Here is a 16,593-nt window from a genome sequence, read left to right on the forward strand (position 1 = left end):
TACTGATAATTGAAATAACAATAAGGCACTCAATTGAGTGCCTTATTTATACTGACTTTTATGTTGATTTCCTCTGTTAAGAACAAGGTCATCGAGCAAAGTCGATAGGGCTTATTCTTCGCTGTCGCTTAAGTAGAAGAAACCTTGATTGATGAGTTTCAATAGTAAGGCTTGAACTTCTTCATGCTGACATATTTCAGTCGCTTCATCGGCGCTTAAGCTCACGTTATCGCTCAACTGTGCGATAACGTCTACCGGTGTATTTAGCAATTCGTGCACATCACCATTGATGAATAATCGCGGCGTGGCGTCATTTTCAAGGCGCAATACTTTCAAACCGCCGATACGGCTCACGCCAGCACCTTGGGCGAAGGCATCTTGCAAATCTTCAATGCTGTAAGCTTCTTCGCCTTCACACAAATCAAGCTCGAAACGGTTTTGACTGAGCAGTTTACCTAACACGATTTGGTAGCTATTGGGATCTTGGCTCAGCTGACTCAAGAGTGACATTATGCCCACTTGATGATCTTGGCTGACAATACCCGCTGAACTCGGTTCAGTTTGCGACGTGAAACGCTGCTGACCTAAGTTATTGTCGAGCAGGTAATCGGCGACTTCACTGATCAGTTCTTGCTGGCTTGGTGCACGAAAACCAATTGAGTAACTCATTGCCACTGTTAGGGTTTCGCCGCAATGCGGGAAACCAGGTGGAATATAAAGCATGTCGCCTTTTTCTAGCACCACATCGATAATTGGGGTGAAGTCTTCTACCAGCGGCGAATTGGGATTGCCACCACGGCGTTGTTGCGGGGTATTGTCACCCACAGTCCAGCGACGCTCACCTTCGCCTTGAATGATAAACACATCGTAGTTATCGACGTGCGGGCCTACGCCGCCACTTGGCGTCGCAAATGAGGCCATCAAGTCATCGAAACGCCAGTCAGGTAAAAAGCGTAGTGCTTCAACTAATGGCTGCGAATCGGGATACCAATGATTGACTGCTTGCACTAGTAACTGCCAATGGGTTTCGCCATAGCTGTCGTAATCTTCAAACGGGCCTTGAACCACTTCCCAGTTATCATCTTTGGTGACGACGATACGCGAAGAGATTTCTTCTTCACAGGCAAGGCCTGCTAATTCATCGGCACTGATCGGATCTTCAAACTGCGGAAACGCTTTTTTGATCAGCAGGGGTTTCTTTTGCCAGTATTCACTAAGAAACTGGGCGATATCGAGATTGAGTGTATACATAGTGTTAAAAAAGGCGACCACATCGCGGAGATGTGAGTCGCCTTAATCCTTATTTCTGTTTATGAAAGAGTATTGTCCATCGCCAATTTCAGCTAATAACTAATTTCAGTTAAAAACTAAGTTCAGTTAAAAGCTTACTTCAGTTCGTCGACAAACGTTTCGGCGCGACCAATGTAATTGGCGGGCGTCATTTTCTTCAGCTCAGCTTTCACTGAGTCTGGTAATTCAAGTCCGTCAATAAACACTGACAGTTGCTGCGCGTCGATACGTTTACCGCGCGTCAGTTCTTTTAATTTTTCGTATGGCTTTTCAATACCATAACGACGCATTACCGTTTGTACGGGTTCTGCTAACACTTCCCAGTTGTGATCTAACTCATCACGCAGATGCGCTTCGTTAACTTCTAACTTGCTGATGCCTTTTAAGGTCGCTTGATACGCGATCAACGCATGGGCAATACCCACGCCTAAGTTACGCAGCACAGTTGAGTCAGTTAAGTCACGTTGCCATCTTGATAACGGCAGCTTAGATGCTAAATGTTGCATCAGCGCGTTAGCGATACCTAAGTTACCTTCAGAGTTTTCAAAATCGATTGGGTTAACTTTGTGTGGCATAGTCGATGAACCGATTTCACCGGCGATAGTGCGTTGTTTGAAGTGACCTAGGGCAATATAACCCCAAATGTCACGGTCAAAGTCAATCAGCACAGTGTTGAAACGGGCAACCGCATCAAACAGTTCAGCAATGTAATCGTGTGGTTCGATTTGCGTTGTGTAGGCGTTCCAGTGCAGGCCAAGGCTAGTCACAAAACGCTCAGACAGTTCATGCCAGTTAACTTCAGGGTAGGCTGACAGGTGAGCATTGTAGTTACCTACGGCACCGTTCAGTTTGCCCATGATTTCAACATTGGCGATTTGTTTGATTTGACGCTCAAGACGCATCGCTACGTTCGCCATCTCTTTGCCTAGCGTAGATGGTGAAGCCGGTTGGCCATGGGTGCGTGACATCAATGGCACAGAGCGATATTCAATCGCCAGCTTTTTAATCGCAGTCAGCAACTCGTTGCAGTAGGGCAGTAATACTTGCTCACGGGCTTCAGTCAACATTAAACCGTGGCTTAAGTTGTTGATATCTTCAGAGGTACAGGCAAAGTGAACAAACTCACCCACAGCGGCTAACTCGGCATTGCCCGCGATTTTTTCTTTGATAAAGTATTCAACCGCTTTCACATCGTGGTTAGTGGTGCTTTCGATAGCCTTAACACGCAGCGCATCTTGTTCGTTGAAATTGTCTTTAATGCCATCGAGCACAGCGATAGCTGACGCGCTCAATGTTGGCACTTCGCTAATGTCTGGGCAGTCTGCTAACAGTTTTAGCCAATTGATTTCAACCTGAACACGGTACTTGGTAAGACCGAACTCGCTGAAAATCCCTCTCAATGAAGCGGTTTTACTACCATAACGACCGTCTACCGGAGAGATAGCAGTTAGTGCGGAAAGATCCATGTGAAGCTCCTTGATGAACGCTAATTTTATTATAGGGTAAGACTTTTCTTGGCTGTATCGACTATGGCTTTGCGGGCGAAGACTAAGTGTCGACGCTTACCGCCTAGTTGGCGCCACAGTACAGCGCTGCGCATGGCCGCAAGCAGCAGAGCGCGAATTTTTTGTTGTATGATAGGGCGTTGTAAACACACTGGATTACCAGAGATTTGGATTTTTGGCCCTAAATTACTGATGATGTCACTGTAAATGCTGGCAAGATTGGCAATCACTTGTTCATCTGTGATCGCAAAATGATGTAGCTGGCGATTCACTTGATTAATGCGCTCGGCCAACATGCCTAAACCGCTGTTTGAGCGAACTAATTTTCGCTCTAACGCCAACACGCCGACTAAATAGCGGGTGATTTCAACATCTTTTTGACTGCTGTCACCGAGCTGATTCAAGATCAGCTTATAGCCTTTTTGCAATACGATTTTGTCTTGGTAGACATCGGCCGTATTGTCAGGATTGGTGACGAGAATGGTGTTTAAGCTCGCCGCGAGCTCGGCATTATCTAATTCGCCATGGCGGGCTAAATGTTGAACTTGGGCAATGGCTTGCAGTATGCCCGCAAACGCCATGGTCCGATTAACTAGTTGCTCGTTCACGCTTTACCCTCGGATCAATTGATCTATGATGCCGCCACCTAGGCAGACTTCACCATCATAAAATACCGCAGACTGCCCAGGCGTCACCGCCGCAACAGGCTCATCGAAGACCACGCGCAAGGTGTGTTCATCTGTGTAGGTCAAAGTACAAGGCACATCTTGTTGGCGATAACGGGTTTTCACAGCGATATGACAGCTATCGACAGGTCCGGCTCTATCCACCCAATGCAGTTGGTTAACTGTCATGCCGGTCGACATCAAACGAGGATGGTGTCCGCCTTGTCCTATGATCAACACGTTACGAGCAAGATCCTTATCGACGACATACCAAGGATCGTCATTGCTGTTTTTCATGCCGCCAATACCTAGGCCTTTACGCTGGCCTAAGGTGTGGTACATCAGCCCTTGGTGTGTACCTATGACTTCGCCTTCTGGGGTTTCGATATTGCCAGGCTGCGCCGGTAAATAAGTGCCTAGGAATTCAGTGAACTTGCGCTCACCGATAAAGCAGATGCCGGTGCTGTCTTTTTTATCATGGGTGATTAGGCCCATTTCTTTTGCGATTTCACGTACTTGATGTTTTTCCAATTCACCGACAGGGAACAGACTTCGAGCCACTTGCTCGTGGCTAAGGGTGTAGAGGAAATAACTTTGATCTTTATTGCCATCGACGCCACGGAGCATTTGTGTGCTGCCATCGCTATTATCGCGGCGGCGCACATAGTGGCCCATGGCGATGTAATCGGCGTCGAGGATTTCGTCGGCAAATTCTAAAAATGCCTTAAATTTGATTTCTTTGTTGCACATGATATCGGGATTGGGCGTGCGGCCGGCTTTGTATTCAGCGAGGAAATACTCAAAGACATTGTCCCAATATTCGGCAGCAAAGTTAACTGTGTGTAGCTTGATCCCGAGCTTGTCACATACGGCTTGGGCATCTTTTAAATCTTCTGCGGCAGCGCAGTACTCGTTGTTATCATCTTCTTCCCAGTTCTTCATGAAAAGGCCTTCAACCTGATAGCCTTGCTGCATAAGCAAATAGGCTGAAACAGATGAATCTACACCGCCGGACATGCCGACAATGACTTTTTTTCCTGTATGAGTGGGTTCGATTGATGTCATAGATCCTAAAAACCATTGAGTATGTGTGTTGGCTAGGTTGTTGAAGTTAAGCCGCGACATTGAGCGCGTAACAAAAAGTGCCTAACCTAGCTTAAAAAATATGGGCTAGTTTTAAATCCAAGCTAACTTAAGAGCTAACTTAAAAATCTGGGTGTCGTGCGAGCGGTCAGTAAAACTCGTATTTACGGTCTACTGTACAGTCTGCTATTTAGCCACGTAGAGGCCGACAGGCACTAACACATGCATAAGTTTAACCAGCAGTTTATGCGGGGCGGTATTCTATCACGCCTAACTCGCTTGGGCTATCGCGAGGCGGTCACTATTGAGTAAGGAGAGGGGATAAGTTTGGCCCTGTTGTGCGTTATTAAGATAGTCTTTTAGGCAATCGAGCACTAAGGGGCTGCGCAGTAAAGATGACTTGGCTTCTATCTGTGCAAAACTCAGCCAGTGCGCACTGTGGATAGCCTTGTCCTGCGGCGCAGGTGAGGGCATATCATCTAACTGCACGAAGAAGGTAAAGCGCACAAAGGCTAAGTCTTCACTGGCGCTAAATTGATAGATGCCGACGAGTCCTTGGGGGTTAAGTGATAACCCCGTTTCCTCAAATACTTCGCGCTCACAGGCTTGGATTAAGCTTTCATTTGCTTCTAAGTGACCCGCTGGCTGATTAAAGCGCTGCTCGCCATCAATCCACTCTTCTACCATCAGATATTTGTCCTGTGAAGTCGCATGAATAATACAAGCGACGGTCACATTGGGTTTATATCGTTGACTCATAGTGCCTCCTTTGAGTGGACATGGTGCCACTTTTTAGTGGCGTTGAGCGCAGAAACTTGGCTGAAAGTTAGATTTCATCACCGAGGCGAATGCATTTATGCTCGCCCGATGGCAAATTATCTAGACTCCATTGGCCTATTTTATAACGGATTAATCTTAAGGTCGGAAAACCGATATGCGCTGTCATACGTCTGACTTGGCGGTTACGGCCTTCATGAATTTGGATTTCTAACCAAGTTGTTGGGATATTTTTGCGTTCTCTCACTGGCGGATTACGTGGCCAAATATCGGGTGAATCCATGATTTTGACTTTAGCAGGCAGCGTCATACCATCATTTAATTCAACACCTTGGCGCAGTTTCGTCAGTGCATCTTCCGTCGGCACGCCTTCTACTTGCACCCAATAGGTTTTAAATGTTTTCTTTTTCGGTTCTGTCAGTCTTGCCTGTAATTGACCGTCATTGGTCAGCAGCAACAAGCCCTCACTGTCTCTGTCTAAGCGGCCTGCGGCATACACGTCAGCAATGGGAATATAGTCTTTTAGAGTTTTGCGACCTTGTTCATCGGTAAACTGGCAAAGTACATCAAAAGGTTTATTAAACAGCACGATAATCGGTGCGAGCGTTTGGCTCTGCACCGGTTTTGCCGCTGCAATTGCGCGTCGATTAGGATTTTTAAAGGGTTCTTTCTTTAAACTGCCATTGGCATTACGTGCTGGCGCCACTTTGCTATCTACGGCGGTAGCGCGGTTGGCAGGGCCTCTGCTCGCGGGCTTAGCGGGTTTAATCGTGCTCTTGGCTGGGGAACTGGCGCTGGAATTGGCACGTTTAGGTGGAAACTTATTTTTGTTCATACTTTTGCTAACAGGAGGTTGAGACACGCTTACCTGACTTGATTGAGTCGTTAATGTGGTCATAGTGTACTTGGCATTCGCCGTTAGTGGAATTTGAATATTATTGCGAATGCTCTATGATGTCGGCCAGAAAATGTGATCTGTGCCTAAATGTTTATTAGGTTTTAATGAGTCGTTGTAACAAATTTTAGCTTGCGCGCAAAGGCAGAAGGGCATTGATAATTTGAAAGGTTAAGGCGGATTCGATTGCCTTGATTGATATTTTCACTGTGCTCAGATTTGTTCGCCATGCTATAAAATTATTATAAAAAATATTAAATTTTACAATAATGTAGGATGTAACATGAAAGATAACTCATCAACAATTATTTACACTGAAACAGACGAAGCGCCAGCACTGGCCACCCTCTCACTTTTACCTATTATCAGAACGTTTACCGACGCCGCGGGCGTTGCGGTTGAAACCCGTGATATCTCGTTATCGGGCCGTATTATTGCCAGTTTCCCTGAGCAACTGACCGAAGCACAAAAGATTGGCGATCATCTGACTGAGCTTGGCGAGTTAGCGAATCAGCCAGAAGCGAACATCATCAAGTTACCGAATATCAGTGCTTCGATTCCACAATTAAAAGCCTGTATCCTTGAACTGCAGCAAAAAGGTTATGACATCCCTCACTATCCGGATGAGCCAAAAACCGACGCTGAAAAGTCAATTAAAACACGTTACGACAAGATTAAAGGCAGTGCGGTAAACCCAGTATTACGTGAAGGTAACTCAGATCGCCGTGCCCCATTATCGGTGAAAAACTTCGCCAAGAAAAACCCGCATTCAATGGGTAAATGGGCTACAGATTCTAAGTCTCACGTTGCTCACATGACCGACGGCGATTTTTACGGCAGCGAGCAGTCAGTGACTTTATCTGATGCGGGCAGCGTGAATATCGTGCTGACGCAAAAAGATGGCCAAGAAGTGGTGCTCAAGTCCGGTCTTAAGCTGCTGGCTGGCGAAATTATCGATGCTGCGGTATTGAGTAAAAAAGCCTTAGTGAGCTTCTATGAGCGTGAAATCGAAAACGCCAAAGCAGAAGATGTGCTGTTATCGCTGCATCTGAAAGCCACTATGATGAAAGTGTCTGATCCTATTATGTTTGGTCACGCTGTGAAGGTATTCTTCAAGCCAGTATTTGACAAACATGCGGCGCTTTTCGCTGAATTAGGCGTAGATGTTAACAACGGTTTTGGTGATGTTTATGCCAAGATCGCGACATTACCTGCCGATAGCCGCACCGAAGTTGAAGCCGATATCGCCGCCGTTTACGCTGCACGTCCCGCATTGGCTATGGTTGATTCTGACAAAGGTATCACCAACTTACACGTGCCAAGCGACATCATTATCGATGCGTCTATGCCTGCTGCGATTCGTTCATCTGGCCAAATGTGGGGGCCAGATGGTCAACTGCATGACACTAAAGCTATGATCCCAGATCGTTGCTATGCCGGTATCTACCAAGAAACGATTGCTTTTTGTAAAGAGCACGGCGCTTTTGATCCTAAAACCATGGGCAGCGTGCCAAACGTGGGCTTGATGGCGCAAAAAGCCGAAGAGTACGGCAGCCACGATAAGACCTTTGAAATTCCTGCTGACGGTGTGGTTAACGTTGTTGATGCCAGCGGTAAGGTATTGATGAGCCACAATGTGGAAGCGGGCGATATCTGGAGAATGTGCCAAGTTAAAGACGCACCTATCCGTGATTGGGTCAAACTGGCCGTGCGCCGTGCCCGTTTAAGCAATACCCCTGCGGTATTCTGGTTAGATAGCAAACGTGCCCACGATGCGCAAATCATTGCAAAAGTGCAGCAGTATCTGCCAGAACATGACACTGATGGCTTAGATATCAGCATCATGTCTCCAGAAGACGCGACGCGTTTGTCTTTGGCTCGCATCAAAGAAGGCAAAGATACCATTTCAGTTACGGGCAACGTTCTACGTGACTACCTGACTGACTTGTTCCCCATCCTAGAGCTAGGCACCAGTGCCAAAATGCTATCAATCGTTCCGTTAATGAACGGTGGTGGTCTATTTGAAACTGGAGCGGGCGGTAGTGCACCTAAGCACGTGCAACAGGTTGAGAAAGAAGGTCACTTACGTTGGGATTCACTCGGTGAATTCTTGGCTCTGGCGGCGTCTCTTGAGCATTTAAGCCAAACTGTCGGTAATCCAAAAGCCCAAGTGTTAGCTGATACCTTAGATCAAGCCATTGGCCAATTCTTAGATAGCAACAAATCGCCATCAAGAAGAGTCGGTGAGTTAGACAACCGTGGCAGCCATTTCTACTTAGCCATGTACTGGGCACAAGCCTTAGCCGCGCAAACGGGCGATGAGCAGTTACAAGCTCACTTCATTCCGTTAGCGCATGCGTTGGCCGCAAATGAGCAAGTGATTGTGGCTGAATTAGCGACGGCACAAGGTGCACCAGTTGATTTAGGCGGTTACTACCGTTTAGATGCGGTTAAGGCTGAAAAAGCCATGCGCCCAAGCGAGACGTTAAACAAGCTGTTGATTGCTTAATCTCGTGAGTGTTAGCTTTTGGATGGTGTGCGCGTCAGTGTGGGCCATCAAAGTTGATGTAAAGTTGTAAGTCATTAGACTGATTTTAAAAAGGGATCTGCATGGCAGATCCCTTTTTTATGCCCTAAATTTACTGTCGAGACTGGTGATGAAATCTTTTTGTGGGGATGCAATGGGTGAGGGGCTGCGATTGATCTTGAATTAAATTCATGCGAAATGCTGACAAGCGATGGAGCATTAAGTGGTTAGGATTGATAAAACACGCAGCAATAAAAAGGCAGGGACAAGTCCCTGCCTTTTAGATCATTGGCCTCACCAAACGTTATTTTGTTGGTGAAATGGCTGAAGCGTGCATCCCTTTTGGACCGGCTTCTACTTCAAATTGAACGGGTTGGCCTGCTTTTAGAGTTCGATAGCCTTCCATTTCAATGGTAGAATAGTGTGCAAAAACGTCCTCACCACCTTGATCAGGGCAAATAAACCCGAATCCTTTGGCGTTGTTGAACCATTTAACAGTTCCGCTTGCCATACTTCCACTTCCTTCTGTTGTCTACTTACCAGTAAGATAGTAAAACCTGTATAGACGGGTATTAGTTCACCGTCTGCACAACAGAATGTAAGGAGTAAAAGCGGAAGTCAAGCTAAAATTAACAAAGGGGTAACAACTGATTAATTTGAACGGATCAATTGGAAGAGGCCAACACGAGAGGCTAGTATTAAAAAATGGCAAAGATAGGAAATATTGAACACGTTGAAGAACGTGTCGAATCAGAGTTAATGCCGCCTTCGATGTACAAGGTGGTACTCAATAATGATGATTACACCCCAATGGATTTTGTGATTGAAGTTTTGCAGGTTTTCTTTCGCAAGAACGAGCAGGAAGCGACCGATATCATGTTGACGATCCATCACCAAGGAAAAGGTATTTGCGGTATTTTCCCGTTTGGGATTGCAGAAACCAAGGTGATACAAGTAAATCAATTTGCAAGACAAAACCAACATCCGTTACTGTGTTCGTTAGAGAAAGCATAAAACCGCTTTACTCTGTAGTCTGTTGTTAATTTTGGGGGTGCTTATGCTGAACAAAGACCTGGAAGTCACCTTAAATCTGGCGTTTCAGCAAGCCAGAGACGCGCGTCACGAGTATATGACAGTGGAACATCTGTTATTAGCTCTGATCGACAATCCTGCGGCTCAAGAAGCGTTAATCGCCTGTGGAGCGAATCTAGATAAACTCAGAGATGAAGTGGCAAGCTTTATCCAACAAACAACCCCAATCATTGCCGATATTGATGATGACAAAGAAACTCAGCCGACGCTGGGGTTCCAACGAGTGCTGCAACGTGCAGTATTCCATGTGCAGTCATCGGGTCGCAATGAAGTGAACGGCGCTAACGTGTTAGTCGCCATTTTCAGTGAGCAAGAATCCCAAGCCGTGTATTTACTGCGCCGCTGCGATATTAGTCGCCTAGACGTTGTGAATTTTATTTCCCATGGTTTCGCCAAAAATGATGATGCTGAGTCACATCAAGATCAAGAACGGGTTGAAGATCAGGGCGAAAGCAGCGAAGAGCGCAGCATGTTGTCGCAATTTGCGTCCAACTTAAACCAACTTGCTAAGCAAGGGATCATCGACCCACTGATTGGTCGTGATCAAGAAATTGAGCGCGCGATTCAAACCCTGTGCCGTCGCCGTAAAAATAATCCACTGTTAGTGGGTGAGGCGGGCGTAGGTAAAACGGCGATTGCCGAAGGACTGGCGTATCGCATCGTCAATAAACAAGTGCCCGATGTGATGCTTGAAGCGACAGTGTATTCCTTGGATTTAGGTTCACTGCTGGCGGGAACTAAGTATCGCGGCGACTTTGAAAAGCGCTTTAAGAACCTGTTAAAAGAACTGGCGGCTGATAAGCATGCCATCCTATTCATCGATGAGATCCACACCATTATCGGTGCTGGCGCGGCCTCTGGCGGCGTAATGGATGCCTCTAATCTGCTGAAACCTTTACTATCTAGCGGCAACTTACGCTGCATGGGGTCGACAACTTTCCAAGAATATCAAAGTATTTTTGAGAAAGACCGCGCACTTGCACGTCGTTTCCAAAAGGTGGATATCAATGAACCTTCAGTGGAAGAAACCACTAAGATTTTGATGGGGCTTAAGTCTAAATACGAAGAATATCATGGGGTTCGTTATACACAGGCTGCGATCAGCAGCGCTGCAGTATTATCGGCCAAGCATATCAACGACAGACATTTACCCGATAAAGCCATCGATGTGATCGATGAAGCGGGTGCACGTATGGTGATGTTGCCTATGAGCAAACGTAAAAAGACTATAGGCCAAGCCGAGATTGAGTCGATAGTGGCGAAAATGGCGCGTATCCCTGAGAAGTCGGTATCCGCCACGGATAAGGACTTACTGCGTAATCTTGAGCGTAACCTTAAGATGGTGGTCTTTGGCCAAGACAAGGCCATTGAGAGTCTGAGTTCGGCCATTCGTTTATCACGCAGTGGCTTAGGCACAGACAGGAAACCTGTGGGTAGCTTCTTATTCGCGGGTCCCACCGGTGTGGGTAAAACCGAAGTCACTAACCAACTGGCCAACTGTTTAGGAATGAAACTGGTGCGCTTTGACATGTCTGAGTACATGGAAAGCCACACAGTGTCACGCTTGATTGGTGCGCCTCCTGGATATGTGGGTTATGACCAAGGTGGCTTGCTCACCGATGCTGTTATTAAAAATCCGCACTGCGTGGTGCTATTGGATGAAATCGAGAAGGCCCACCGCGATGTCTATAACTTGCTGTTGCAGGTGATGGATCACGGTACTTTGACCGACAATAATGGTCGTAAGGCGGACTTCAGACACGTGACTTTGGTGATGACAACGAACGCGGGTGTTCAGGAGACTATTCGTAAGTCGATTGGCTTTACCCAACAAGATCACACCCAAGATGCGTTATCTGAAATTAATCGGGTATTTTCGCCAGAATTTCGAAATCGTCTCGATTCCATCATTTGGTTCAACCATTTGGATATGACGATTATCGCCAAAGTGGTCGATAAATTCTTGGTGGAATTGCAGGCTCAATTGGATGCAAAACACGTTACTTTGGAAGTCAGCGACGAAGCCAGAACCTTGTTGGCCGAGAAAGGCTACGACAAGAACATGGGCGCGCGTCCAATGGCTCGGGTCGTGACCGAATTGATCAAACGTCCATTGGCAGACGAGATCTTATTTGGTGTCTTAGAGTCAGGCGGTGTGGCGCATGTGGATGTGAAGGAGGGCGAGCTTGTCATTCGTACCGAACGTCACGAAAAAGCGACAACAAAAGCTTAACGCTTGATTATCCATTAGTTTTAGACATAAAAATGGCTGCAATTGCAGCCATTTTTTTCATCTTTCGCAAACAAAAAAACCCGGCCTTGCCGGGTTTTTAAATCTAAGAGGCTATATCAGCGTGCGCGGAAGACAATGCGACCTTTGGTCAGATCATAAGGAGTCAGCTGGACGGTAACTTTATCGCCAGTAAGGATCCGGATGTAGTTTTTGCGCATTTTGCCTGAAATGTGGGCTATCACCACATGACCATTTTCAAGCTCTACACGAAACATTGTGTTTGGCAAGGTTTCAAGGATAGTGCCTTGCATTTCAATGTTGTCTTCTTTCGCCATTAATTAATTATCCCATTAGCCTTCGAATATAAAAAACGGGCGTATCATGCCCCAAATTCACCCTGCTGTAAAGGGGAAGTACTTAGCAAACTTGGGAATACTCCCAGCCCGTCGGTGTGAGAATTTGATATGGGCGATATAAACGCTTGTAGGACATCTTACGGTTTTCATCTATTTGATATCCGAGATAAACAAATTCTTTGTCCATGAGTTTTGCCAATCGGCACTGAATTAAAATTAACAGGGCGCCGAGGGAACGCTGTTCTTCGTCGGGGTCAAAATAGCTGTAAATCGCCGACAGACTATTGGGTAAGGTATCTGTGACCGCGACGGCTAATAATTTATCGCCGTTATAGACCTCGATAAACGTCGGCGGCAACCAATGGCAAAAAAGAAAGTGATTATATTGATCTTCACTCGGGGGAAACATAGGGCCATCAAAATGTCGCTCACGAATGTAATGTTCATACAGGGCATATTGTTCGGCGGTTTGTTCCGATGTAATTCGCCAGGTCAGATCTTGGTTTTTGGCTAAGGTCCGTTTTTGGCGTTTCGATGGCACAAACTCATGCGCTGGCACACGAATAGGCTGGCACGCGCTGCACCTTGGGCAACGGGGTTTATAGATGGAGCCGCCACTGCGGCGAAAACCCACCGCGAGTAAACGCTCAAATAAAATGGGATCAAGGGTATCTTCTTGGATGACAAGTAGCTGCTCCTGCTGGCCATCGAGGTAGCTGCAGGGAAATATTTGACTGATACCGATAGCGATCGATGCTTTACTCGAGTTCAAGGATGACCTCTTTAGTGGTCCAAGTCGTTGGGTCCACGGGATTGTTTCTCAGTTCGCTCAGTAACGTTATAAAATCAATGCGTTTAATGGCTTTGGCTCCCAAACTTTCTAGGTGAGGATTCATCACTTGTGCATCGATGAGTTTGAATCCCATTTTGAGTAAATGCTGTTGCAGCGCTGCAACAGCGGCCTTGGACGCATTAGTTTTACGGTGAAACATGGATTCGCCGCAAAACACTTGGCCGATTGCTAAGCCGTAAAGCCCACCGATTAAACGTTCACCTTCCCAGACTTCAATGGAATGGGCGTGACCTGTGTGATGCAGTTCGCGATAGGCCATTTGAATTTCTTGGGTGATCCAAGTGCCGCTCTGTTTTTCTCTTGGCTGCGCACATCCCGCCATTACATCGGTGAAAGCGTGATTGATTGTGATCCGCCAAGGTTGTTTTTTTAAGTATTTCCGCAAACTTGTGCTGATGTGGACTTCACCGGGAATAAACACGGCGCGTGGATCGGGCGACCACCACAAAATAGGATCATCTGAGTTAAACCAAGGAAAAATACCGTTGTAGTAAGCCGAGAGTAAGCGTTCAGGACGTAAGTCGCCGCCGATAGCCAATAACCCATTAGGATCGGTTAAGGCGAGTTCGGGCGAAGGAAAAGCTTCAAATTCGTGATTCAGAAAAGACAGTGACTTCACAATTGAGTATGATTTAGTTATAGACCTTATTATTAAGTTAGCGGAAATTCAGATATGTGGAAACCTACTCTAGCAAGCTTTATGTTTATTTTTGCGTTTATCCTCAGCCCCGCGAGTGCGGGTTATGACCGTAATCAAGCCGTGCCTGTCGAGAAAGTGCTCTATGGCGATATCACTTCGGTACGTAATATCACTGAAACCCAGCTGATTGAAGACCGTAATCGAGGTTGGAAAACCTTTGGTGGCGCCTTAGCGGGTGGAGTGATTGGTAATCAGTTTGGTGGCGGTTCTGGCCGTGATGTGGCGACCATTTTAGGTGCCTTGATTGGTGGCGGTATCGGCAATCGTTATGGCAGTGGCACGAGCGTGCAGTCATTGAAGCTGGTGGAATTGATGATCAATCAAGAAGATGGCACCCAAGTTATGGTGATCCAAGACTATGATGCCGGCATGGTGTTCAATGCGGGTGACAGAGTACGTGTCGTCTACCTGCAAGGTGGTGTGCGTGTTGATATCGCGATGTAAGCGATTGTCTTATTTTGATTAAGTCTCCATTTTCAGTAAATGAACATCTTGAGTAAAGGACGGTAATGCAATGACACGGACAGAATTAACCCAATACTTAGCCGATTTTTTACATGTGTCGGCGTTTAAAGATTACGCACCCAATGGGCTGCAAATAGAAGGCAAGGATGAGATCCGCACCATAGTGACGGGCGTGACTGCATGTCAGGCTTTGATCGATGAAGCGATTCGATTAAACGCCGATGCGATTTTGGTCCATCACGGCTTTTTTTGGAAGAATGAGCCTGAAGTGATCACTGGCATGAAACAACGCAGGATTAAGGCGCTACTCAAGCATGATATTAATTTATTTGGCTATCATTTGCCCCTAGATGCCCACCCAATGCTGGGTAATAACGCGACCTTAGGTAGGCAACTTGGGATCGTAGACGCAGAAGCCATCGAAGAGGTGGCTCAGGGGCTGCTGTGGCGTGGAAAACTTGATCTTGCGGTTAGTGCTAGCGAATTTTCTCACACCCTTGAGGATGCATTAGGCAGAGCCCCACTGCACATTGGTGATGGCGATGCCAAGATCCAACATTTAGCTTGGTGTACTGGAGGCGCGCAGGATTATATCGATGTTGCGGCGAGTTTAGGTGTGGATGCGTTTATCAGTGGTGAAGTGTCCGAACGCACGTTCCACAGTGCGGTGGAGCAGGGCATACATTATTTTGCGGCTGGGCACCATGCGACCGAACGTTTTGGGATTCAAGCCTTAGGCCGTCATCTCGCCCGCGAGTTTGATCTCGTGCACCATTTTGTGGATATCACTAATCCGGTCTAATCCATTAATAAAGCGGCTTATGATGATCATATTGCCGTTTTATCCCTAATCGAAAGGCAAGCATGGCTCGCCTTTTTTACTGTGAGTTATGGTGACTTATCAGCACTCAAACTCGTTCCTCTAGCGCTTGTGCAATCAGCTCTTAGCCTTTGGCTGTAGCTAGATCAGCTCCAAAGTTGATAATACAAAGATGCCTAAGGTGCACGTGATCAACGAGCAGACTGTGGTCAGCGCGATAATATTGGCCGCAAGGGGGGCATTGCCACCCATGGCGCGTGCCATCACATAGCTTGCGGCTGCGGTGGGAGCAGAACTCATTAAAAAGACCAGCGCTAACTCAATCCCTCGATAGCCCAACAGCAAGGCCCCAATCGTGATAAAAAGCGGGGCAAAGATCAGTTTCAATGCGGTCGAGAACCAAGTTGAATGCTTTTCATGTTTGAGTGAACCAATATCGAGCGAACCGCCAGTGCACAGTAACGCTAGTGGCAGGGTCATATTAGCAAAGTATTGGCCCGCATCGAGCACCATTTTCGGTACTGGAATAGCAAGTAAATAGAACAACATACCGACCATAATGGCAATGATCAGCGGGTTTTTAGTGATGGTCTTGATAATCACGCCAAATGCGCGTTGGCTGGATTCTTCGCCTTTAGGGCTTAGGCAAATAACCGCTTGAATATTGTAGAGCAGCGTCATTGAGGCGACATAAACCGCAGCTAAGGCAACGCCTGAACTGCCGTAGGCGTTGGAAACATAAGCTAAGCCGATAATCGCGGTATTGGCCCTGAATCCCCCTTGAATGATCACGCCTTGGTCTTTGTGCTTGGGAAATAGCCGTCCAGTTGCATAGGTGGATAATATAAAAAACAGCAGATTGGCCGCTAAACCATAGCCAATTAAGGGCGCACTGGAGGCGAGATCGTGATTGGAGCTAATGATGCTAAGGAACAGCAAGGCAGGCAGCGTCACGTTAAAGACTAATTTTGATGCGACATCAATAAAGTTTTCATTGATGATTTGGGTGCGTTTTAGGATCACACCGAGCGCTAACATCAAACAAATTGGACCCGTAATCGAAGCAGAAAACAGCAACTGCTCAACGATATTTCCCATAACTACTCCTCGAATGATTCACTGAACACTGCGTCGATTTTAGACCTGTCACAGATATGAATATCACACTGCAGCGAATGCCTTGTCGATAGAAATACGAGCATTAACTCGTTTTCTGCAACCTGTCACTTAAAGCAGTTGCTTAAACCTGTCAGCTAAACCTAGTGGCGTAAACTCAGTCTTTTAAAAGACAAAGTGACACTCGAAGCCACAAATAGGCTCAAACAATCGATA

Annotated in this window: 16 protein-coding genes; 5 read left to right on the top strand and 11 right to left on the bottom strand. The window is 46.6% G+C overall.

Going from position 1 to position 16,593, the window contains the following annotated elements:
- Nucleotides 1–111 precede the first annotated feature (111 nt).
- The 6 genes from FW758_RS21285 to rluE form a co-directional block, all read right to left on the bottom strand.
- Nucleotides 112–1,251 (bottom strand): ribosomal protein uL16 3-hydroxylase, encoded by a 1,140-nt coding sequence (locus tag FW758_RS21285; protein ID WP_226058441.1) that lies wholly within the window; start codon nucleotides 1,249–1,251, stop codon nucleotides 112–114.
- Nucleotides 1,252–1,385: 134 nt separating this feature from the next.
- A complete protein-coding gene (gene purB, locus FW758_RS21290; RefSeq protein ID WP_071939365.1) occupies nucleotides 1,386–2,756 on the bottom strand; it encodes an adenylosuccinate lyase in 1,371 nt (456 codons plus the stop codon).
- Between the two features lie 29 nt (nucleotides 2,757–2,785).
- On the bottom strand, nucleotides 2,786–3,403 hold the full coding sequence (hflD, locus tag FW758_RS21295; protein ID WP_006086256.1) for a high frequency lysogenization protein HflD: 618 nt from the start codon (nucleotides 3,401–3,403) through the stop codon (nucleotides 2,786–2,788).
- Between the two features lie 3 nt (nucleotides 3,404–3,406).
- Entirely contained in the window at nucleotides 3,407–4,525 is a 1,119-nt protein-coding gene (mnmA, locus tag FW758_RS21300; RefSeq protein WP_446446439.1) for a tRNA 2-thiouridine(34) synthase MnmA, read from the bottom strand.
- Nucleotides 4,526–4,813: 288 nt separating this feature from the next.
- A complete protein-coding gene (locus FW758_RS21305; RefSeq protein ID WP_413488337.1) occupies nucleotides 4,814–5,302 on the bottom strand; it encodes an NUDIX hydrolase in 489 nt (162 codons plus the stop codon).
- Between the two features lie 67 nt (nucleotides 5,303–5,369).
- Nucleotides 5,370–6,155, bottom strand: a complete 786-nt coding sequence (rluE, locus tag FW758_RS21310) for a 23S rRNA pseudouridine(2457) synthase RluE (RefSeq protein WP_413488335.1) — start codon at nucleotides 6,153–6,155, stop codon at nucleotides 5,370–5,372.
- Between the two features lie 343 nt (nucleotides 6,156–6,498).
- Between rluE and FW758_RS21315 the strand changes: the two genes are divergently transcribed.
- Nucleotides 6,499–8,724: an NADP-dependent isocitrate dehydrogenase gene (locus FW758_RS21315; protein ID WP_446446440.1), complete on the top strand. Its 2,226-nt coding sequence runs from the start codon at nucleotides 6,499–6,501 to the stop codon at nucleotides 8,722–8,724.
- 322 nt (nucleotides 8,725–9,046) lie between these two features.
- On the opposite strand, the gene cspD is transcribed toward FW758_RS21315, so the two are convergent.
- Complete coding sequence (cspD, locus tag FW758_RS21320) at nucleotides 9,047–9,253, bottom strand: cold shock domain-containing protein CspD (RefSeq protein WP_006081937.1); 207 nt, start codon at nucleotides 9,251–9,253, stop codon at nucleotides 9,047–9,049.
- Between the two features lie 194 nt (nucleotides 9,254–9,447).
- Between cspD and clpS the strand changes: the two genes are divergently transcribed.
- Together clpS and clpA are read left to right on the top strand one after the other, a co-directional pair.
- Nucleotides 9,448–9,756, top strand: coding sequence for an ATP-dependent Clp protease adapter ClpS (clpS, locus tag FW758_RS21325; RefSeq protein WP_006081936.1), 309 nt, complete (start codon nucleotides 9,448–9,450; stop codon nucleotides 9,754–9,756).
- A gap of 43 nt (nucleotides 9,757–9,799) precedes the next feature.
- On the top strand, nucleotides 9,800–12,067 hold the full coding sequence (clpA, locus tag FW758_RS21330; RefSeq protein ID WP_006081935.1) for an ATP-dependent Clp protease ATP-binding subunit ClpA: 2,268 nt from the start codon (nucleotides 9,800–9,802) through the stop codon (nucleotides 12,065–12,067).
- A 116-nt stretch (nucleotides 12,068–12,183) separates the two neighbouring features.
- Here clpA and infA read toward each other — a convergent pair whose 3' ends face one another.
- The 3 genes from infA to aat all read right to left on the bottom strand — a co-directional run bounded on the left by infA (nucleotide 12,184) and on the right by aat (nucleotide 13,895).
- On the bottom strand, nucleotides 12,184–12,402 hold the full coding sequence (gene infA / locus FW758_RS21335) for a translation initiation factor IF-1 (protein ID WP_006081934.1): 219 nt from the start codon (nucleotides 12,400–12,402) through the stop codon (nucleotides 12,184–12,186).
- An 82-nt stretch (nucleotides 12,403–12,484) separates the two neighbouring features.
- Nucleotides 12,485–13,195: an arginyltransferase gene (locus tag FW758_RS21340; protein ID WP_006081933.1), complete on the bottom strand. Its 711-nt coding sequence runs from the start codon at nucleotides 13,193–13,195 to the stop codon at nucleotides 12,485–12,487.
- On the bottom strand, nucleotides 13,182–13,895 hold the full coding sequence (gene aat, locus FW758_RS21345; protein WP_071939370.1) for a leucyl/phenylalanyl-tRNA--protein transferase: 714 nt from the start codon (nucleotides 13,893–13,895) through the stop codon (nucleotides 13,182–13,184). The genes FW758_RS21340 and aat overlap by 14 nt, the downstream gene beginning before the upstream one ends.
- A gap of 54 nt (nucleotides 13,896–13,949) precedes the next feature.
- Between aat and FW758_RS21350 the strand changes: the two genes are divergently transcribed.
- Together FW758_RS21350 and FW758_RS21355 are read left to right on the top strand one after the other, a co-directional pair.
- Nucleotides 13,950–14,420 (top strand): glycine zipper 2TM domain-containing protein, encoded by a 471-nt coding sequence (locus FW758_RS21350; protein WP_106650722.1) that lies wholly within the window; start codon nucleotides 13,950–13,952, stop codon nucleotides 14,418–14,420.
- 70 nt (nucleotides 14,421–14,490) lie between these two features.
- Nucleotides 14,491–15,243 (top strand): Nif3-like dinuclear metal center hexameric protein, encoded by a 753-nt coding sequence (locus FW758_RS21355; protein WP_006086263.1) that lies wholly within the window; start codon nucleotides 14,491–14,493, stop codon nucleotides 15,241–15,243.
- Nucleotides 15,244–15,402: 159 nt separating this feature from the next.
- Here FW758_RS21355 and FW758_RS21360 read toward each other — a convergent pair whose 3' ends face one another.
- Entirely contained in the window at nucleotides 15,403–16,359 is a 957-nt protein-coding gene (locus FW758_RS21360) for an AEC family transporter (protein ID WP_259510494.1), read from the bottom strand.
- Nucleotides 16,360–16,593: the final 234 nt, after the last annotated feature.

It is taken from the genome of Shewanella sp. 1180_01, assembly GCF_052850535.1.